Annotated in this window: 16 protein-coding genes; 4 read left to right on the top strand and 12 right to left on the bottom strand. The window is 55.6% G+C overall.

The genetic code is table 11. The features are described 5' to 3' along the window. Positions 1-42 precede the first annotated feature (42 nt). Genes yihS through yihU form a run of 3 tightly spaced genes read right to left on the bottom strand, consistent with a single transcriptional unit; the run spans position 43 to position 3,094 of the window. Positions 43-1,284, bottom strand: coding sequence for a sulfoquinovose isomerase (yihS, locus tag ACQZQY_RS06950; RefSeq protein ID WP_431297163.1), 1,242 nt, complete (start codon positions 1,282-1,284; stop codon positions 43-45). Positions 1,285-1,299: 15 nt separating this feature from the next. Next, positions 1,300-2,175, bottom strand: a complete 876-nt coding sequence (gene yihT, locus ACQZQY_RS06945) for a sulfofructosephosphate aldolase (RefSeq protein WP_056776076.1) — start codon at positions 2,173-2,175, stop codon at positions 1,300-1,302. A gap of 22 nt (positions 2,176-2,197) precedes the next feature. Then, complete coding sequence (gene yihU / locus ACQZQY_RS06940; protein ID WP_431296829.1) at positions 2,198-3,094, bottom strand: sulfolactaldehyde 3-reductase; 897 nt, start codon at positions 3,092-3,094, stop codon at positions 2,198-2,200. A gap of 171 nt (positions 3,095-3,265) precedes the next feature. On the opposite strand from yihU, the gene ACQZQY_RS06935 reads away from it, so the two are divergent. Both ACQZQY_RS06935 and ACQZQY_RS06930 read left to right on the top strand, forming a co-directional pair. After that, the gene (locus ACQZQY_RS06935; RefSeq protein ID WP_431296828.1) at positions 3,266-4,162 is read left to right on the top strand and encodes a sugar kinase; all 897 of its coding nucleotides are present in this window, start codon (positions 3,266-3,268) and stop codon (positions 4,160-4,162) included. A 35-nt stretch (positions 4,163-4,197) separates the two neighbouring features. Next, positions 4,198-4,983: a DeoR/GlpR family DNA-binding transcription regulator gene (locus tag ACQZQY_RS06930; RefSeq protein ID WP_431296827.1), complete on the top strand. Its 786-nt coding sequence runs from the start codon at positions 4,198-4,200 to the stop codon at positions 4,981-4,983. Positions 4,984-5,028: 45 nt separating this feature from the next. Here the strand turns inward: ACQZQY_RS06930 and ACQZQY_RS06925 are convergent, their stop codons facing one another. From ACQZQY_RS06925 to ACQZQY_RS06915, 3 genes are all read right to left on the bottom strand, one after another. Further along, positions 5,029-6,222 carry an aromatic amino acid transaminase gene (locus ACQZQY_RS06925; protein WP_056776067.1) on the bottom strand — a complete coding sequence of 398 codons (1,194 nt, stop codon included), beginning with the start codon at positions 6,220-6,222 and terminating at the stop codon, positions 5,029-5,031. Positions 6,223-6,490: 268 nt separating this feature from the next. Further along, positions 6,491-7,123: a YitT family protein gene (locus tag ACQZQY_RS06920; RefSeq protein WP_056776065.1), complete on the bottom strand. Its 633-nt coding sequence runs from the start codon at positions 7,121-7,123 to the stop codon at positions 6,491-6,493. A gap of 245 nt (positions 7,124-7,368) precedes the next feature. After that, a complete protein-coding gene (locus tag ACQZQY_RS06915; RefSeq protein WP_056776062.1) occupies positions 7,369-7,833 on the bottom strand; it encodes an Lrp/AsnC family transcriptional regulator in 465 nt (154 codons plus the stop codon). Positions 7,834-7,977: 144 nt separating this feature from the next. Here ACQZQY_RS06915 and ACQZQY_RS06910 point away from each other — a divergent pair, with 144 nt between their 5' ends. Continuing rightward, entirely contained in the window at positions 7,978-8,757 is a 780-nt protein-coding gene (locus ACQZQY_RS06910) for a transporter substrate-binding domain-containing protein (RefSeq protein ID WP_431296826.1), read from the top strand. Positions 8,758-8,760: 3 nt separating this feature from the next. Here the strand turns inward: ACQZQY_RS06910 and alr are convergent, their stop codons facing one another. Beyond that, complete coding sequence (gene alr, locus ACQZQY_RS06905) at positions 8,761-9,840, bottom strand: alanine racemase (RefSeq protein ID WP_431296825.1); 1,080 nt, start codon at positions 9,838-9,840, stop codon at positions 8,761-8,763. A 106-nt stretch (positions 9,841-9,946) separates the two neighbouring features. Further along, the gene (gene dnaB, locus ACQZQY_RS06900; protein WP_056776056.1) at positions 9,947-11,353 is read right to left on the bottom strand and encodes a replicative DNA helicase; all 1,407 of its coding nucleotides are present in this window, start codon (positions 11,351-11,353) and stop codon (positions 9,947-9,949) included. 193 nt (positions 11,354-11,546) lie between these two features. Here dnaB and ACQZQY_RS06895 point away from each other — a divergent pair, with 193 nt between their 5' ends. Next, entirely contained in the window at positions 11,547-12,530 is a 984-nt protein-coding gene (locus ACQZQY_RS06895; protein ID WP_056776054.1) for a quinone oxidoreductase, read from the top strand. A 379-nt stretch (positions 12,531-12,909) separates the two neighbouring features. Here the strand turns inward: ACQZQY_RS06895 and pspG are convergent, their stop codons facing one another. From pspG to ACQZQY_RS06875, 4 genes are all read right to left on the bottom strand, one after another. After that, positions 12,910-13,146 carry an envelope stress response protein PspG gene (pspG, locus tag ACQZQY_RS06890; RefSeq protein WP_056776051.1) on the bottom strand — a complete coding sequence of 79 codons (237 nt, stop codon included), beginning with the start codon at positions 13,144-13,146 and terminating at the stop codon, positions 12,910-12,912. Positions 13,147-13,337: 191 nt separating this feature from the next. Continuing rightward, on the bottom strand, positions 13,338-14,348 hold the full coding sequence (gene dusA / locus ACQZQY_RS06885; RefSeq protein ID WP_431296824.1) for a tRNA dihydrouridine(20/20a) synthase DusA: 1,011 nt from the start codon (positions 14,346-14,348) through the stop codon (positions 13,338-13,340). Positions 14,349-14,478: 130 nt separating this feature from the next. Then, entirely contained in the window at positions 14,479-15,918 is a 1,440-nt protein-coding gene (locus ACQZQY_RS06880) for a sugar porter family MFS transporter (RefSeq protein ID WP_122094558.1), read from the bottom strand. A 9-nt stretch (positions 15,919-15,927) separates the two neighbouring features. After that, on the bottom strand, positions 15,928-16,827 hold the full coding sequence (locus ACQZQY_RS06875) for an aldose 1-epimerase (RefSeq protein WP_431296823.1): 900 nt from the start codon (positions 16,825-16,827) through the stop codon (positions 15,928-15,930). Position 16,828 lies beyond the last annotated feature (1 nt).

Genomic DNA, 16,828 nt, shown 5'->3' with positions numbered 1-16,828 from the left:
TATGTCATCAATGCGTTCAGGAATTTATATTTTTCGCTGTTTTTATTTTGCATTAATGTCCAGCAAACCTGCGGCCACGGCGGGAGCAAGCCCCGGCGCGAGTGGCAGCCGTGGAATAACCAGACAGTGGAGCAGATGATATATATCCTGTTTGCCGTCCCAGACTTTGGTGGTGACGCGATTATCGGTATCCAGCTCCTGCCACCACGAACCTTTCTCATAGTCGATTAAATAAGTGATGCAGTATTCCCACCATGTCTGATACCAGGATTCATATTGCGTATCGCCGGTGACGCAATACAGCGCATAGGCGGTGCCCATCGCTTCGACGATCGGCCAGCGAACCCGTTCACGGACAATCGGTTTGCCGTCCCAGCCGACGGAATAGACAAAGCCGTCAGCGCCGTCCGGCGCCCAGGCATCGCGAAGGGTCGCGTGGAACAACCCTTTGGCATCTTCCAGCAACCAGCCCGGAGGCGTTTCAAAGCGGGCTTCCAGCGCGGCATGAAGATGCAGCATCAGACGCCCCCATTCGATCCAATGGCCCGGCGTGCCGCCATAGGCGCGGAAACGGTGCGCGGGATTATCCTGGTTGTAATCCCGGATCGGGTTCCACTGCGCATCGAAGTGCTCGTTGACGCGGTACTCGCCCTTTCTGGCGACGTCATGAATGATCACCGAAGCAATTCTCAGCGCGCGATCCAGCCATTTGCGCTCGTGGGTGACGTCGTAAACAATCAGGAAAGCCTCAACGGCGTGCATGTTGGCATTGCCGCCACGGTAATCTTCCGTCTGAGTGAAAGCTTCATCCCACGACTCGAGACACATCTGTTCGTCTTCGCTCCAGAAGTATTTTTCAATCACGCCGATGGCCTGATCGAGTAATTTTCTGGCGTCGGGGTGGCCGGTAGTGACCGCGCTGGCCGCGCCCAGTAACACGAAGAAATGCTGATATCCCTGCTTCGACGCGTCTGCCACGCCTTCATCATTTACGCAGGCGTACCAGCCGCCATATTCTTTATCTGCCAGCGCACCGTTGAGGGTGCGGATACCGTGATCCACCAGCGAATACGCGCCGGGACGCCCCATGCCCGCGGCAACCGAATAGACGTGCAACATGCGGGCGGTGATCCACAAATGCGTGCCCATATCTGCGCGGACTTGCCCGTTATTTCCCAGCCAGCCAAAGCCGGTGGGCACGGCCGCCTGTTTGCCGAAATCAAAGATCCGGTCGGTTTCCTGCTCCAGCCAGCGGTTGTGGCTCAACGTATTAAACCATTTCATCATTCAGTCCTCTGGTTAGCGGCGGGCCATCATTTCATCAACAATCTCGCCAAGGCGTTGCAGCTTAGGCGCGGAGATGTCACGCAGCATGAGCCCGGTATCCGGCAACCCCACAACCGATGACCACACCGCGCGCCCGGCGAGAAAACCGGATGCGCCAGCCGTCATCGCCACGCTGACCGCCCGCGGGAACAGCTTTTCATCAACGCCCGATGAGAGGATCACCCACGGCATGCTGATCTGTTCATTCAGCTTGCGGGAGGCGGCGAGCAGTGCCGCCTGAGGGCCGTTGCCGTGCAGTGGCATTTCCACTTTGTAGAGATCGGCTCCGCTGTCGCCGAGTTCTTTTGCGGCATCGATGATTGCCTGTTCGCGGTCAAAGTTATCGCCACGACGCGGCGGCCTGACCACCGGTTCGATAATGCTCAGCAGGCCATGGGCGTGGCACAGATGATTGAAGTCTTTCACCATGTCCAGACGCTGTTGCGGATCTTCATCGCTGCGCCACAGCACCAGTAACTTCAGGGCTTTGCCGCCGTTATCGCGCACAGCCTGCGCATCCACCTGCCGGTCGATCTCCACGCTGTCCACCGGAATGCCGTTGCCGGGAATAAATGCGTCGGCGGCGACGATCGTGGCGCAGCTCTGCGCGACGGCCCGTTGTTCGACCACCTGCCGGTAGCAGAACTGCTGATCGACCAGAATGGCCGACGCGAAAGGCGATAAGATTTTGGCGGCATTCACTTTGAAATCAGTCAGGGTCTGATCGGATACCGGCGGCTTCGCGCCTGCCGTCACGAACATTGAGCGCATCGCTTCCCGCTGATCGACAGCCAACATGGCAAAACCGCCGGAAGGCCGGGCGATGTCTCTGAGGGTGTAGTTATTCATTCATCTTTCCTTTGTTAAATCATTACTGTGTGGATTTTTGAGTGAGTCCGGCGCTGGTGCGTACCTGCTCGAGAATGGCGGTCCAGTCCTGACGACCGCGCCCTGCGGCACGCGCCAGGTTGTACACTTCGCGGGAAGCGGCACCGAGCGGCATCGGCACGTGAAGCTGGTTTGCCACGTCGAGCGCGATCCCCAAATCTTTGTGGGCGAGGTCAATCATGAAGGCCGGTGACAGGTCACCTTTCAGGACTTTATTCGGCCATGTGGTGGTGAAATGGCCTTTGCCAGCGGGTGTGCCGCTCATCACCTGCAAGGCAACATCGAAGGAGAGATCCAGCGCTTCGCACAGCACGGCGGCTTCGGCGGAGAGCGCATTCAGCGCAATACTCATGTAGTTGTTGATCAGTTTGACGCGGATGCCTTTGCCCGGACCGCCCGCATTGATAAGCTCCGACCCCATCGCCATCAGCACCGGCGTGGCGCGTTCAACCTGTTCCGGCGTGCCGCCCGCCAGCAGCAGCAAGGTGCCAGCAATGGCGTGATCGGACGTTCTGCCTACCGGCACATCCATCATGCTGAAGCCTTTCAGACGCATCTCGCCGATCAGGCTATCGGTGTGCAACGGATGAATGGTGGACATGTCGATCACCAGCGCAGACGGCGATAAGGTTTCGCAAACCCCGCCTTTCGCAAATAGAGCCTCACGCACCAGATCGCCGTTGGGCAGCATGGTGATCACGAATTCGGCGTCCTCTGCCGCCTGCGCGGCGTTGCCACAGCCGCTAGCCCCCTGCTTGACCAGCACTTGCGTGGCCTGCGGGTTCAGATCAAACACCCGCAAGCTGTGCCCTTTTTTGATCAGATTGCTGGCCATCGGTGACCCCATCTGCCCCAGACCAATAAATGCGATAGTTGCCATGCACGTCTCCTTTTCAATGACAGCGGGTGTCATTTTTTGATTATCGTCGATGTTGTTATTTGTCTTTTTTTGATCGTATTTGTAATTTCAAGTCAAAAAATTGACAGCCATCACTTTTTTAACAATTGGCTTAATTAAAATAAATCCAACAAAAATGCTTAAGGAATAGCCATGATTCGTATTGCTTGTGTCGGAATTGCCGTGATGGATCGCATTTACTGCGTGGAGAATTTACCGTCGGAAGGGGGGAAATATGTCGCTCAAACCTATGCCGAAGTGGGGGGCGGACCGGCTGCCACGGCGGCGGTTGCGGCGGCAAAGCTGGGTGCACAGGTGGATTTTATTGGCCGCGTGGGGGATGACGACACCGGCCACCGGCTGCTCGAAGAGCTTGAATTTTTTGGGGTAAATACCCGTTATGCCCTGCGCGTCAAACAGGCCAGGTCATCGCAATCTGCCGTTCTGGTGGATGCGCGCGGCGAACGCATCATCATCAACTATCCCAGCCCGGATCTGCCGCAAGGCGGTGAATGGCTGAACGATATCGATTTTTCGCAGTGGGATGTGGTGCTGGCGGATGTGCGCTGGCATGAAGGCACCAGGCGGGCGTTTACGCTGGCGCGCAACGCCGGTGTGATGACAGTGCTGGATGCCGATGTCACGCCGCAGGATATTTCGGCGCTGGTGGCATTGAGCGACCATGCGGCTTTCTCCGCACCGGGTTTACAGCGGCTGACGGGCAGCAGTGATGCAGAAAGCGGGCTCAGGCATGCAAAAACGCTCACAAACGGACAGGTGTATGTCACCCATGGCGCAGACGGATGCTTCTGGTGGGAAAACAACAGGCTGCATCATCAGCCAGGGTTTCGCGTAGACGTGGTGGATACCACCGGTGCGGGGGATGTGTTTCATGGCGCGCTGGCGATAAGCCTCGCGCAACACCTGCCTGCGGCGGAGGCCGTGCGGTTTGCCAGCGGCGTCGCGGCGCTGAAATGTACGCAGCCAGGCGGGCGGGCCGGTATTCCCGACTGTGATCAAACCCGGTCTTTTATGTCACTTTCTGTATAGAATACGACTCAGACGCTCATTTTAGGGGTATGGCTATGAGTCTTACTGAACTGACCGGTAACCCGCGCCACGATCAGCTGTTAGCACTGATTGCTGAACGCGGTTACATGAATATTGAAGAGCTGGCGGCGCTGCTGGACGTCTCGACGCAAACCGTTCGTCGCGATATCCGCAAACTCAGCGAGCAGGGATTAGTGAGCCGCCATCATGGGGGCGCGGGCCGGGCGTCGAGTGTGGTCAATACCGCCTTTGAGCAGCGGGAGATGTCCTGGACGGAAGAAAAGAAAGCCATCGCCGAAGCGATTGCCGATTACATTCCCGACGGTTCCACGGTGTTTATTACCATCGGCACGACCGTCGAGCAGGTGGCGCATGCCCTGTTCAACCACAGCCATTTGCGCATTATCACCAACTGTCTGCGGGTGGCGCATATTCTGTATAAAAATCCGCGCTTTGAGGTGATGGTTCCGGGCGGCACGCTGCGTCCGCACAATGGCGGGATTATTGGCCCGTCCGCCACGGCGTTTGTCGCCGGTTTCCGGGCGGATTATCTGGTCACCAGCGTCGGCGCGATTGAGAGTGACGGCGCATTGCTGGAGTTTGATGTCAACGAGGCCAGCGTGGTGAAAACCATGATGGCGCACTCCCGGCATATCTTGCTGGCGGCGGATCACACCAAATATCACGCCTCGGCTGCGGTAGAAATAGGCAATGTCTCGCAGGCCACGGCGCTGTTTACCGATGAACTTCCGGCTGCCGGGCTGCTAAAAGTGTTGAAAAATCATCAGGTGGAAGTGATTAACGTCAGTTCGGCGGAATAAAAAAAGGCCGACATCTCTGTCGGCCTTTTCGAAGTGTGACGGGAATTATTGTACGGCAGCGAAGGCTTCAGCGACCTGTTTCACGTTATGGTGATTCAGGCCAGCCATGCAGACGCGGCCACTGGCGATCAGATACACACCAAACTCTTCGCGCAGACGTACCACCTGCGCTTCGCTGAAACCGGTATAACTGAACATCCCGCGCTGTTGCAGCAGGTAATCAAAGTTACGGCCCGGCAGCGCCGTTTTCAGGGTATCGACCAGCGTGTGGCGCATTTCCAGAATACGGGTCCGCATCTTCTCCACTTCGGCTTTCCACTGGGCGTTCAGCGCGCTGTCGCTCAGCACTTTCGCCACCACTTTTGCACCGAAATTCGGCGGGCTGGAGTAGTTACGGCGCACGGTCGCTTTCAGCTGGCCCAGTACACGGCCTGCGGCGTCGCTGTCTTCACACACCACGGATAACCCGCCCACGCGCTCGCCGTACAGGGAGAAAATTTTCGAGAAGGAGTTGCTGACGAAGCAGTTTACGCCCGCAGAGGCCATCGCGCGGATGGCGTAAGCGTCGTCGTCGATGCCCGCGCCAAAGCCCTGATAGGCAATGTCGAGGAACGGGATCAGCTCGCGCTGTTTGGTGACTTCAATCACCTGATCCCACTGCGCCGGCGTCAGGTCAGAACCGGTCGGGTTATGACAGCACGGATGCAGCAGCACGATGCTTTGCGCAGGCAAGGTGTTCAGACGTTCGATCATCGCGGTGAAATTCACGCCCAGCGTCTGCGGATCATAATACGGGTAGGTGTGAACTTTAAAACCCGCGCCGGCAAAAATGGCCACGTGGTTTTCCCAGGTCGGGTCGCTCACAAACACTTCAGAATTCGGGAAGTAAAACTTCAGGAAATCAGCGCCGACTTTCAGTGCACCGGAACCGCCGACGGTCTGAATCGTCGCGATACGCTGTTGTTTCAACGCCGGATGTCCGGCACCAAACAACAGTTCCTGAATGCCTGCGCGGTACGCGGTCAGACCTTCCATTGGCAGATACACTGACGCGGCCTGCGGCCCGGCGTTCAGCTGATTCTCTGCATTTTCCACCGCCGCCAGTTGCGGAATAATACCCTGCTCGTCGTAGTAAAGACCGATGCTCAGGTTCACCTTGTCTTGTCTTGGATCGGTCTTGAAGCTTTCCATCAGCGACAAAATCGGGTCACCGGCATAGGCATCGACATGTTGGAACACGGTATAGATCTCCTTGGTTTAGTTAAGTAGCGCGGCGATCTCACGGCCGGAGCGGCGGATCAACACTGTTTCACAGACTATCAAAGTTCGTTAAAGAAAATGACAACTATGTTGGCATTTTTCAGGCACGCCCCGCATATAAAACCGCCCGTTCGTCTGAGATGCTGTTGGGCCCACATAGACCAGGATCATACAAACACCTCAGCGACCGGAGCATCTCAACATGGCGCAGCCCTCAGAACCCTGCGCCCTGTTTGTCTCAATGTGGTCAGACACTGTAGCGCCCCGGACGGTGGTTCATCGCAATGATCAGATTGACGATCACCGCGCCCAGCACCGAGGCAATCAGCATTTCATAGCTGACGACAAACAGCGAAGCGAGCACGATGCAGCAGTCCACGCCCATTTGCAGTTTACCGGCGCGGATGCCGTATTTGTCCTGCAGAAACAGCGCCAGAATGTTCATGCCGCCGAGGCTGGCTTTGTGGCGAAACAGCACAATGAAGCCGATGCCCATGATCACGTTGCCAAACAGCGTGGCGTAGAAAGGTTGCAGATGATCGAAATGAACAAACAGCGGATGGAGATCGGAGAAGACCGAAACCATCGCCACGGCGGCGAAAGTTTTCAGGGTGAACTGCAAGCCCATGCGGCGAAAAGACAGATAGTAGAAAGGAAGGTTGATGATAAAGAAGGCCGTGCCGAATGACACTTGCGTCAGGTAGTGCGCCAGAAACGCCATGCCTGCCGTGCCGCCGGTCAGCGCGCCAACCTGGCGCAGCATCACCACGCCAAACGACACCATCAGCGTGCCGATCACTATCGCCAGCACGTCTTCTGTCACGGTGTGCGTGGAGCCTGGTTGTTCCACCGGCTTTTCTAAACTGTCGAGACTTGCCATAAATACCCATTTCCCCAAAGAATAATCACTAAAGTCGTTTTAGCGATAATTAAGGAGATACGCGAACAAGGCAATATTCACGCACGGAATTTGCATTAAAAAACGAAAATAAGATTTTTAGTGGCGTTAATTATTCTTTACATGCACAAATTGCGCATTTTAATTAATAATTATGCACCAATAAAGTGAAGGTGCACCAAAATAAATCACCATAAGAGTGCGGGGAAAATAACCCTTTGCGAATTTCACCCTACGGTTAATAAGCCGTTTTCTTTTAGGCGGTTAAGCACGACTGACGTTTTTACATGGGCGACACTTTTATGCACAGAAAGGATCTGGCTTATCAACGTGCTTAAACCGGCTAAATCTTTCACCGCGACTTTCAGTAAATAGTCGGCATCTCCGGTGGTTTTGTAGGCATCGATAATGGCGTCCACGTCGCCCAGCATGCTGTGAAATGCCTCGACCTGCGCGGGCAAATGATTGATTAACCGTACTTCGATAAGGCCTATCATGCCAAGCCCCACCGCTTCCGGTGCCAGCCGGGCGTGATACCCGAGGATCATCTGCGCCTGTTCCAGGCCGATACGGCGGCGTGAGCATTGCGAGGCAGATAATCCCACCAGCTCGCTGAGTTCCTGATTGGTCAGTCTTCCGTTGGCTTGTAATAGTGTCAAAATTTTCAGGTCGTAATCATCAATGCTGTACATGGCACCTTTCCTGTCATTATATTTTTTGTCTGTGATGAATTTCAGTTGCAAAGACTATACCCACGTAAATACTTATCGGCTGTTTTTTCTTATACTTGCGCAGATTAATTGCAAACAGAATGATTTCATCGCAAGGACAGAATAATGAATAAGATCTTCACCCCTCTCGCCCTGCTCGCCCTTTTCCCCACGCTGGCAATGGCAGACGCCACATCTTCACATCTTGAGCGCGTTATTCAGAAAGGCTCCCTGAATGTCTGCACCACCGGCGACTATAAACCCTATACCTTTTTGAAAGAAAACGGCCAGTACGAAGGCATTGATATCGCCATGGCGGAATCGCTGGCGGCCAGTCTGGACGTGAAAGTGAACTGGGTGCCGGTCACCTGGAAATCACTGATGGATGAGATGACTGCCGGGCATTGTGATATCGCCATGGGCGGGATTTCGGTCACGCTCAAGCGCCAGCAGAAAGCCTGGTTCGCCAACGTGCTGGATCAGGATGGCAAAATTCCGCTGGTGCGTTGTGAAGACGTGCGTAAATATCAGACGGTCGCCCAGCTGAATACGCCTTCGGTTCGCCTGATCGAACCGGCGGGCGGCACCAATGAAGCCTTTGTTCACAGCCATCTGCCAAAAGGCTCGCTGACACTCAGCGATAACGTGACCATCTTCCAGAAGCTGGTGGATAAGAAAGCAGACGTGATGATCACCGATGCGTCTGAAGCGTTGTACCAGCAAAAACGCTATCCGAAACTGTGTGCGGTGAATCCGAAGAAGCCGCTGCAATATGGCGAGAAAGCCTACATGTTGCCGCGTGATGATGTGAGCTGGAAGATGTATGTCGACCAGTGGCTGCACCTGAGTAAAGCCACCGGCGACTATCAGAAGGTTGTCAGCCAGTGGCTGGCGGTGAAGAAATAAGTCTTAATCACCGATGTACTGGCGGGTAACGCGTTCGCTCAGCTGAGTGATAAGTTCGTAAGCACTGATGCCGGTGGCCGCAGCAACGCGCTCCGCCGGTAACGCTTTGCCCCAGAAAATCACCTCATCACCGACGTTGTCCGTGGCTTGCGGCCCTAAATCGACGGTGATCATATCCATCGAGACGCGTCCGGCAATCGGCACAATGCGGCCATTCACCAGCACCGGCGTGCCGTTGGGTGCGCTGCGCGGATAACCGTCGCCATACCCCATCGCCACCACGCCAAGGCGGGTGTCACGCTCGCTGACCCAGGTGCTGCCGTAACCCACCGGCTCACCGGCGGCATGTTCACGCACGGCGATCAGGCTGGACGTGAGCGTCATCACCGGCTGTAAACCAAAATCACTGGCGTCGCCGGTTTCCATCGGCGACACGCCGTAAAGGATAATACCCGGACGCACCAAATCCAGATGCGACTGCGGCCACAGCAAGATCCCGCCGGAGGCCGCGATGGATTTCAGCCCCGGTTTACCTGCGGTAACGTCCGTGAAACAGCGCATCTGTTTCGGTGTGGCATCGCTTTGCTGCTCATCGGCGCGGCAAAAATGGCTCATCATATTCACCGACTGCACCACGTTCTGACAGGCAGCCAGACGCTGATAACACGCATCGGCCTGCGCCGGCTGAACGCCCAGACGGTGCATACCGGTGTCAATTTTCAGCCAGACGTTGAGTGGCGCGGCCAGTTGCGCGTTTTCCAGCGCCTCGATCTGTTCGTGACTGTGTACGGCGGTATGCAACTGATGCTCCACCAGAAGCGGCAATTCGCTGGCGGAAAAGAAACCTTCGAGCAGCAGAATGGGTTTCACAATCCCGGCCTTACGCAGCGATAACGCTTCACTGAGCCGGGAGACGCCGTAAAAATCGGCGTCCTGCAAGCTGTGCACCGTCTCCAGCAGACCGTGCCCATAAGCGTTTGCTTTCACTACCGCAACCAGACGACTTTGTGGTGCCAGATGACGTACCCGTTGCAGATTGTGTCGCATAGCGCGGCGATCAATGACAGCCGTAGCCGCTTTCATTTTGAGTCCTTTGCATGAAATTGAGATTTTTTGATAGCCGGGTGGAGAACTAAACCCACCTGACCTCCCCATGTGAACGGGGAGGGATAAATTCAAAACCGGGAGGTTAATCCTCGTCGTATTGCGGTCCACCGTAATTGTCGAAGCGCGACCACTGGCCGTTAAAGGTCAGGCGGACGGTACCGATCGGGCCGTTACGTTGTTTACCGAGGATGATTTGCGCAATGCCTTTTTCTTCACTGTTATCGTGATAAACCTCGTCACGGTAGATGAACATGATCAAGTCGGCGTCCTGCTCGATGGAGCCGGATTCACGCAAGTCGGAGTTGACCGGGCGTTTATCGGCGCGCTGCTCCAGGCTTCGGTTCAGCTGCGACAGCGCCACCACCGGCACCTGCAACTCTTTCGCCAGCGCTTTGAGCGAGCGGGAGATTTCGGCGATTTCCAGCGTACGGTTATCGGACAGTGCCGGAACGCGCATCAGCTGGAGGTAGTCGATCATGATCAGGCTCAGGCCGCCGTGCTCACGGAAAATACGTCGCGCACGCGAACGGACTTCGGTAGGCGTCAGGCCGGAGGAGTCATCGATATACATGTTACGTTTTTCGAGCAGAATGCCCATGGTGCTGGAAATACGCGCCCAGTCTTCGTCATCAAGCTGACCGGTACGGATTTTGGTCTGGTCGACGCGGGAAAGCGACGCCAGCATACGCATCATGATCTGGTCGCCGGGCATCTCAAGACTGAAGATTAACACCGGTTTATCCTGCATCATCGCGGCGTTTTCGGCGAGGTTCATCGCAAACGTGGTTTTACCCATCGACGGACGCGCCGCCACGATGATCAGATCCGATTTTTGCAGACCGGCAGTTTTCTTGTCGAGATCCGCATAGCCGGTGGACACACCGGTCACGCCGTCGTGCGGGCGCTGGAACAGTTCTTCGATACGGGAAACGGTGCTTTCCAGAATGCGGTCGATGCTTTTCGGGCCTTCGTCTTTACTGGCGCGGCTTTCGGCAATCTGGAATACGCGGGATTCGGCTAAGTCCAGCAGGTCTTCGCTGCTGCGGCCCTGCGGATCGTAACCGGCATCGGCAATTTCATTGGCGACGGAAATCATTTCGCGCACAACGGCACGTTCGCGCACGATATCCGCATAAGCGCCGATGTTGGCCGCACTTGGGGTATTTTTTGAGAGTTCTGCCAGATAGGCGAAACCGCCGACCGAGTCCAGATCCCCTTTTTGCTCAAGAGATTCAGACAGCGTAATCAGGTCGATCGGTTTGCTCATTTCCAGCAAACGCTGCATTTCGGTAAAAATCAGACGGTGCGGCCTGCTGAAGAAATCATTGCTGACCACGCGCTCGGCGACGTTATCCCAGCGTTCGTTGTCCAGCATCAGCCCGCCCAGAACGGATTGCTCTGCTTCCAGCGAATGCGGCGGAAGCTTGAGGCCTTCCATCTGGCGATCGCGGGTTTCGTTCTGTTGATAGGTCGGTTTTTTTGCTGCCATCTGTGGGTTACTTCCTGCTCTAAGCGCCTGTTTTGTGAGCGTCGGGCCTGTGGAAAACCAAAGCCAGACTAGCGCGTTAGTATAGGTTGTCATGTCTCATTTCAAAAGGGTATTAACCCGCTGTGCCTAAAATCTGGATTGTCCCCGGCATTTAGCCTAGGGTTGAAATCAGACTCCATCACGAGGGAAAAGCATGGCAAAGCGCATCCAGTTTTCTGAAACAGGTACACCCGACGTTCTGCAATATGTTGATTATCAGCCACAAGACCCGCAGGCAGGTGAAGTGCAGGTCGAAAACAAAGCTATCGGCATTAATTATATTGATACCTATGTGCGCAGCGGCCTGTATCCGCCGGCCAGTTTCCCGGCCGGATTAGGCACCGAAGCCGCTGGCGTGGTCAGTAAAGTGGGCAGCGGCGTGACCGGCATCCAGCCGGGCGATCGCGTGGTGTACGCGCAGTCTGCGCTGGGCGCATACAGCGAATTCCATAACGTGCCGCAGGAAAAAATCGCCCTGCTGCCGGAAGCCATCAGTTTCGAGCAGGCGGCGGCGTCCTTTTTGAAAGGGCTGACGGTGTATTATTTACTGCGCAAAACCCACGAAGTGCAGGCAGGCGAAACCATTCTGTTCCACGCCGCAGCCGGTGGCGTTGGGCTGATTGCCTGCCAGTGGGCAAAAGCGTTAGGCGTGAAGTTGATCGGTACCGTGGGGTCTGACGAGAAAGCGGAACGCGCGAAACAGGCCGGTGCCTGGGCAACGATTAATTATCAGAAAGAAGATATCGCCACCCGCGTGGCAGAACTGACTGACGGCGAAAAAGTCGGGGTGGTTTATGATTCCGTCGGCAAAGACACGTTCGAGAAATCACTGAACAGCCTGAAACGCCGCGGTTTACTGGTGAGTTTCGGCAACGCCTCCGGCCCGGTAAAAGGCGTGGATCTGGCGATCCTCAATCAGAAAGGTTCACTGTTCGTCACGCGCCCTTCCCTGAATGGCTACGTGACCAACCGTGAAGAACTGGCCGAAGCCAGCAGCGAGCTGTTTTCACTGATCGCCAGCGGCGCGATAAAAGTGGACGTCAGCGACGCGCAAAAATTCCCGCTTTCAGAAGCCCAACGCGCGCATGAAACGCTGGAGAGCCGGGTGACGCAAGGATCGAGCTTACTGATCCCTTAAATGCAAAAAAGGCTTCCAGAATATGGAAGCCTTTCTTACTGTCTGATCCAGACGACCTCTGATGTCAGACGGGTACTGCCGTAGGGTACTGCCAGGTAAATCCGAAGGGTGGTGTCACTTAAGCGACTATTGTGTACCTCATCGGACTTGATGAATTCAGTTTATGGCCTGCTGACCATGTATGAATGTCATCCTAACAGTCACCCATGTTAAAAAATATGATTTATAACTTTTGACCGCACTTTCTGATCCAGCTTGTGATCGCTAGCACATAAGCAAAAGTTATTGATGCAACAGTTACATTTTTTTGCGCTCAAAACACAGCCAGCAATCATCATGATTTCATGCGGTTACAATAACGACTAATTTGAAATTGTTCTCAGGGTAAGCGACGGCGGCGGTATTTTGGCTCATCTGCACGGAAAAATGCCCGGTAAATCCAGACCGCGACCACGGCCAAAACCAACCACGGCAACATTTTAATAACAATCGCCAGGAACCCGCCGAGCATCATCAGCGCAAACGCGACAATCAGTGCGGCAGCCATCCCCAGCAAAGACACGCCGGTCACCATCAGCACAAAGAAAAAGCCAAGCACAAAGAGAATTTCCAGCATCGGGTGCTCCTTAATAAGCGAAGGGTGTTAAGACCTGTTGTCAAAACCCTGATCACTATTACAAGAAACGTGCCAACAGGCTATGAAAGATAATGCATTGAAATATAAGGAAGAGAATATCCCGCAGGCGCGGACGGCCTGCGGAAAGATAGTGATTTTGACTAACAGATAGTGATTTTACTCACCCGTTTTCAGGCCTGCGCCGCGACTTCCTGCTGCTGATGAGCCACCATCTGCAACGCCTGTTCCACCACATCAATACCCGCGCCTGCTTTATGCGCATTCTCGCTGAGATGGCGACGGAACTGACGCGCACCCGGCACGCCCTGGAACAAGCCAAGAATGTGGCGGGTAATGTGGCCGAGATAGGTGCCTTTACTCAGCTCCGCGTCGATATACGGATACAGCGCACGGATGATGTCCGGCCCGGTTTTCAGCGGTGCATCAGAGCCGAACAGCTCGCGATCGACGTTCAGCAACATGCCCGGATTCTGATAAGCCTCGCGACCGACCATCACGCCATCCATAAATTGCAGGTGCGTTGTGGCTTCTTCAAGGGTTTTGATGCCGCCGTTTACCGCCATCGTCAGATGCGGGAAATCACGCTTGAGCTGATACACACGCGGGTAATCCAGCGGCGGGATTTCACGGTTTTCTTTCGGGCTGAGGCCGGAAAGCCAGGCTTTGCGCGCATGGATAATGAACGTATCGCAGCCGCCATTTTCTGATACCTGACGGATGAAATCACACAGGAATTCGTAGCTGTCCTGATCGTCAATGCCAATGCGGGTTTTGACCGTGACCGGAATAGAAACCACGTCACGCATGGCTTTGATGCAGTCGGCGACCAGCGACGCCTGCCCCATCAGACAGGCACCAAACATACCGTTTTGTACGCGATCCGACGGGCAACCGACGTTCAGGTTAATCTCGTCATAACCGCGCTCTTCCGCCAGTTTCGCACAATGCGCCAGATCAGCCGGATTGCTGCCGCCAAGCTGCAATGACACCGGATGTTCAGCGTCGCCAAACCCGAGATAATCCCCTTTACCGTGAATAATCGCGCCGGTGGTGACCATTTCGGTGTACAGCAGCGTCTGGCCGGTCATCAGCCGGTGAAAATGGCGGCAGTGACGATCGGTCCAGTCAAGCATCGGCGCAACGGAAAAACGCTGGGCGGAAAACGGAGTAGTTTGGGGCATTGCGTGTTGAGTTTCTGACATCGACCTGACATTCGCTGAAGGAGTTTGCGGCACTCCCTCCGGCGCGGCGGCCAGAGGGAAGGTAATCGCTGATTATACCACAGAACAAAGATTCGGCATCTTGCGGGGTTTAGTGGCTTTCAGAAGCCACCGCTTTTTCGGCTTTCCGCTCGGCATCGGTACGGCTGAGGCGCTGTTCCAGCACTTCGAGCGTCACCCCGCGGGTTTCCGGCACTTTACACTGAATGAAAATCCAGCCAGCCAGACAGATCACGGCGTAGATGAAGAAACTGCCCGCCGCCCCCAGCGCCGCGTTCATCAGCGGGAAGGTGTAGGTCAGCAGGAAACAGGCGATCCACAATGCCAGCGTGCCCACCGCCATCGCGTTACCGCGCACCCGGTTAGGGAAAATTTCAGACAGCAATACCCAGGTCACCGGCGCCAGCGTCATGGCATAAATGGCGATCGCCACCAGCACCAGCAGCAACACCGGCAGGCCCGTGACACCAAACGAGTAGGACAGCCCGATCAAAATATAAATCACCGTCAGCCCCGCAGAACCCAGTTGCATCAGGCGACGGCGGCCAATTCTGTCCACCAGCGGCAGCGCCAGCAGGGTAAAGATCAGGTTGATGAGGCCGGTGGCAACGATGGATTTCAGGGTATCGTTGATATCAAATCCGGCAGAGGCAAAAATCTCCTGCGCATAGTTGAATATCACGTTGATCCCGCACCATTGCTGGAAAACCGCCAGCACAATGCCCATCAGCACCACAGGCCTGACGCGTGGCTCCCACAGCGCGGAAAACGGCACTTTCTGGTTTTCCGAGCCCAGCGAACGGCGGATATCCGCCAGCGTCTCGCGGGCGTATTCCACTGAACCGATACGTTGCAGCACTTTTTCCGCCTGAGTATAGCGGTTAGCTTTCGCCAGCCAGCGTGGGGATTCCGGCACCACAAACATCAGGGCCAGGAAGATGGCGGCCGGGATAGCTTCGGCACCAAACATGTAGCGCCAGCCGGTCTGACCGTTCCAGCTTTGTAAAATATCCGCCTGCACGGCGGCTGAGGCGACCGGTTCGGCAATCATCAGATTGATAAGCTGGGCGGCCAGTACACCGAGCACAATCGTCAGCTGATTCACCGCCACAAAGCGTCCGCGTTTTTCTGCCGGACTGATTTCAGCGATGTAAACCGGTGCCAGTGCGGACGCCAGACCAATGCCGACGCCGCCCACAATCCGCCAGAAAACAAAGCTGTTAAAGCTGTCAGCCAGCGCCGTACCGACACCCGAGGCGGTGAAAAGCACGGCGGCGATTATCAGAGGCAGACGGCGTCCGTAGCGGTCGGAAAGCGTGCCAGAACCCGCCGCGCCCAGCACGCAGCCCAGCAACGCGGAGCTCATCGCCCAGCCGGACATTGCCGCGTCGGTGATGCCAAAATACGCCTCGTAGAAAGGTTTGGCTCCGCCGATCACCACCCAGTCATAGCCAAACAGTAAGCCGCCGCAGGCAGCCACCAGACAAATCATCCACACGTAGGGCATATTTAAAGCTTTTGAATCAGACATAAGCATTCCTCATTCCGGGATGTTAATTGTCGCGCTGTGCAGCGACATGTGCTGTGTCAGAGATTCGCCGGGCGATAACACCCGCAGCGAGCCACCCTGTGGCAGATGATGATCATTTGCCGCATGGGTCATGGGTTCAAAGCAGAAGAAGTCGTGCTGATAGCCGGGGTCGAAACGGCTGTCGGAGATAAACAGGAAAAATACCGGGCATTCCGGAGATGTCGTCAGCCGAAGCTGGTGGCCGGATTCTGGCCAGACAATCTCTGCCTTGCCATCCCAGCCTGAAAAACCATTATTCACCCAGCGGCGGGGAAGCGGCTTTGGCGTGCAGAAATCCAGACCGGCAGGCAGCGCGTGATGATGTTTGCCCGCCAGCCACTGCGCGTCCTCCTGCCAGTAACCGCACGCGTTAGCCTGTAAAAGTGTGGTTTCGCTGAGCGGGAAAAACGGATGCCATCCCAGCCCGAAAGGCAACGGATCTGCCCCCTGATTCGTGATGCGCAGACGCATATCCAGCCTGCTGTCCTGCAAAGAAAAATGCTGCTCCGCACGGTAGCAGTAACTGTCGCTGTGATGTGTAAAGGCCAGCGTCAGCGCGTCCTCACTCTGGAAAATGCATTGCCAGTTTCCCAGCCAGCCATCGCCATGCAGATAGTGCGCGTCCCCGGTGTTGGGCGGCAGCATGTAATGACGGCCTTCAAAATCAAAAGCATTGTCTTTCAGTCGGTTACCAAAAGGCAGAAGCGGAAAACACGCCGATTCTGCGGCGGGTGTTTCCTCACTCAACACTGACGGGCGCAGCAGATGGACATGGCCGTCCGTCCGCTTTGCCAGCAGTTGCAAGAGGGTGCCGCCCGACGGCGACACGGTCATTGCAAGGTGATGATTCTCCAGAGAATACAGCGGCATT

This window comes from Rahnella sp. PAMC25559 (assembly GCF_050632365.1).
GTDB classification, from domain to species: domain Bacteria; phylum Pseudomonadota; class Gammaproteobacteria; order Enterobacterales; family Enterobacteriaceae; genus Rahnella; species Rahnella rivi.
The sequence above is the reverse complement of the archived record's forward strand: the minus strand, read 5'-3'. Positions and strand labels throughout refer to the sequence as shown.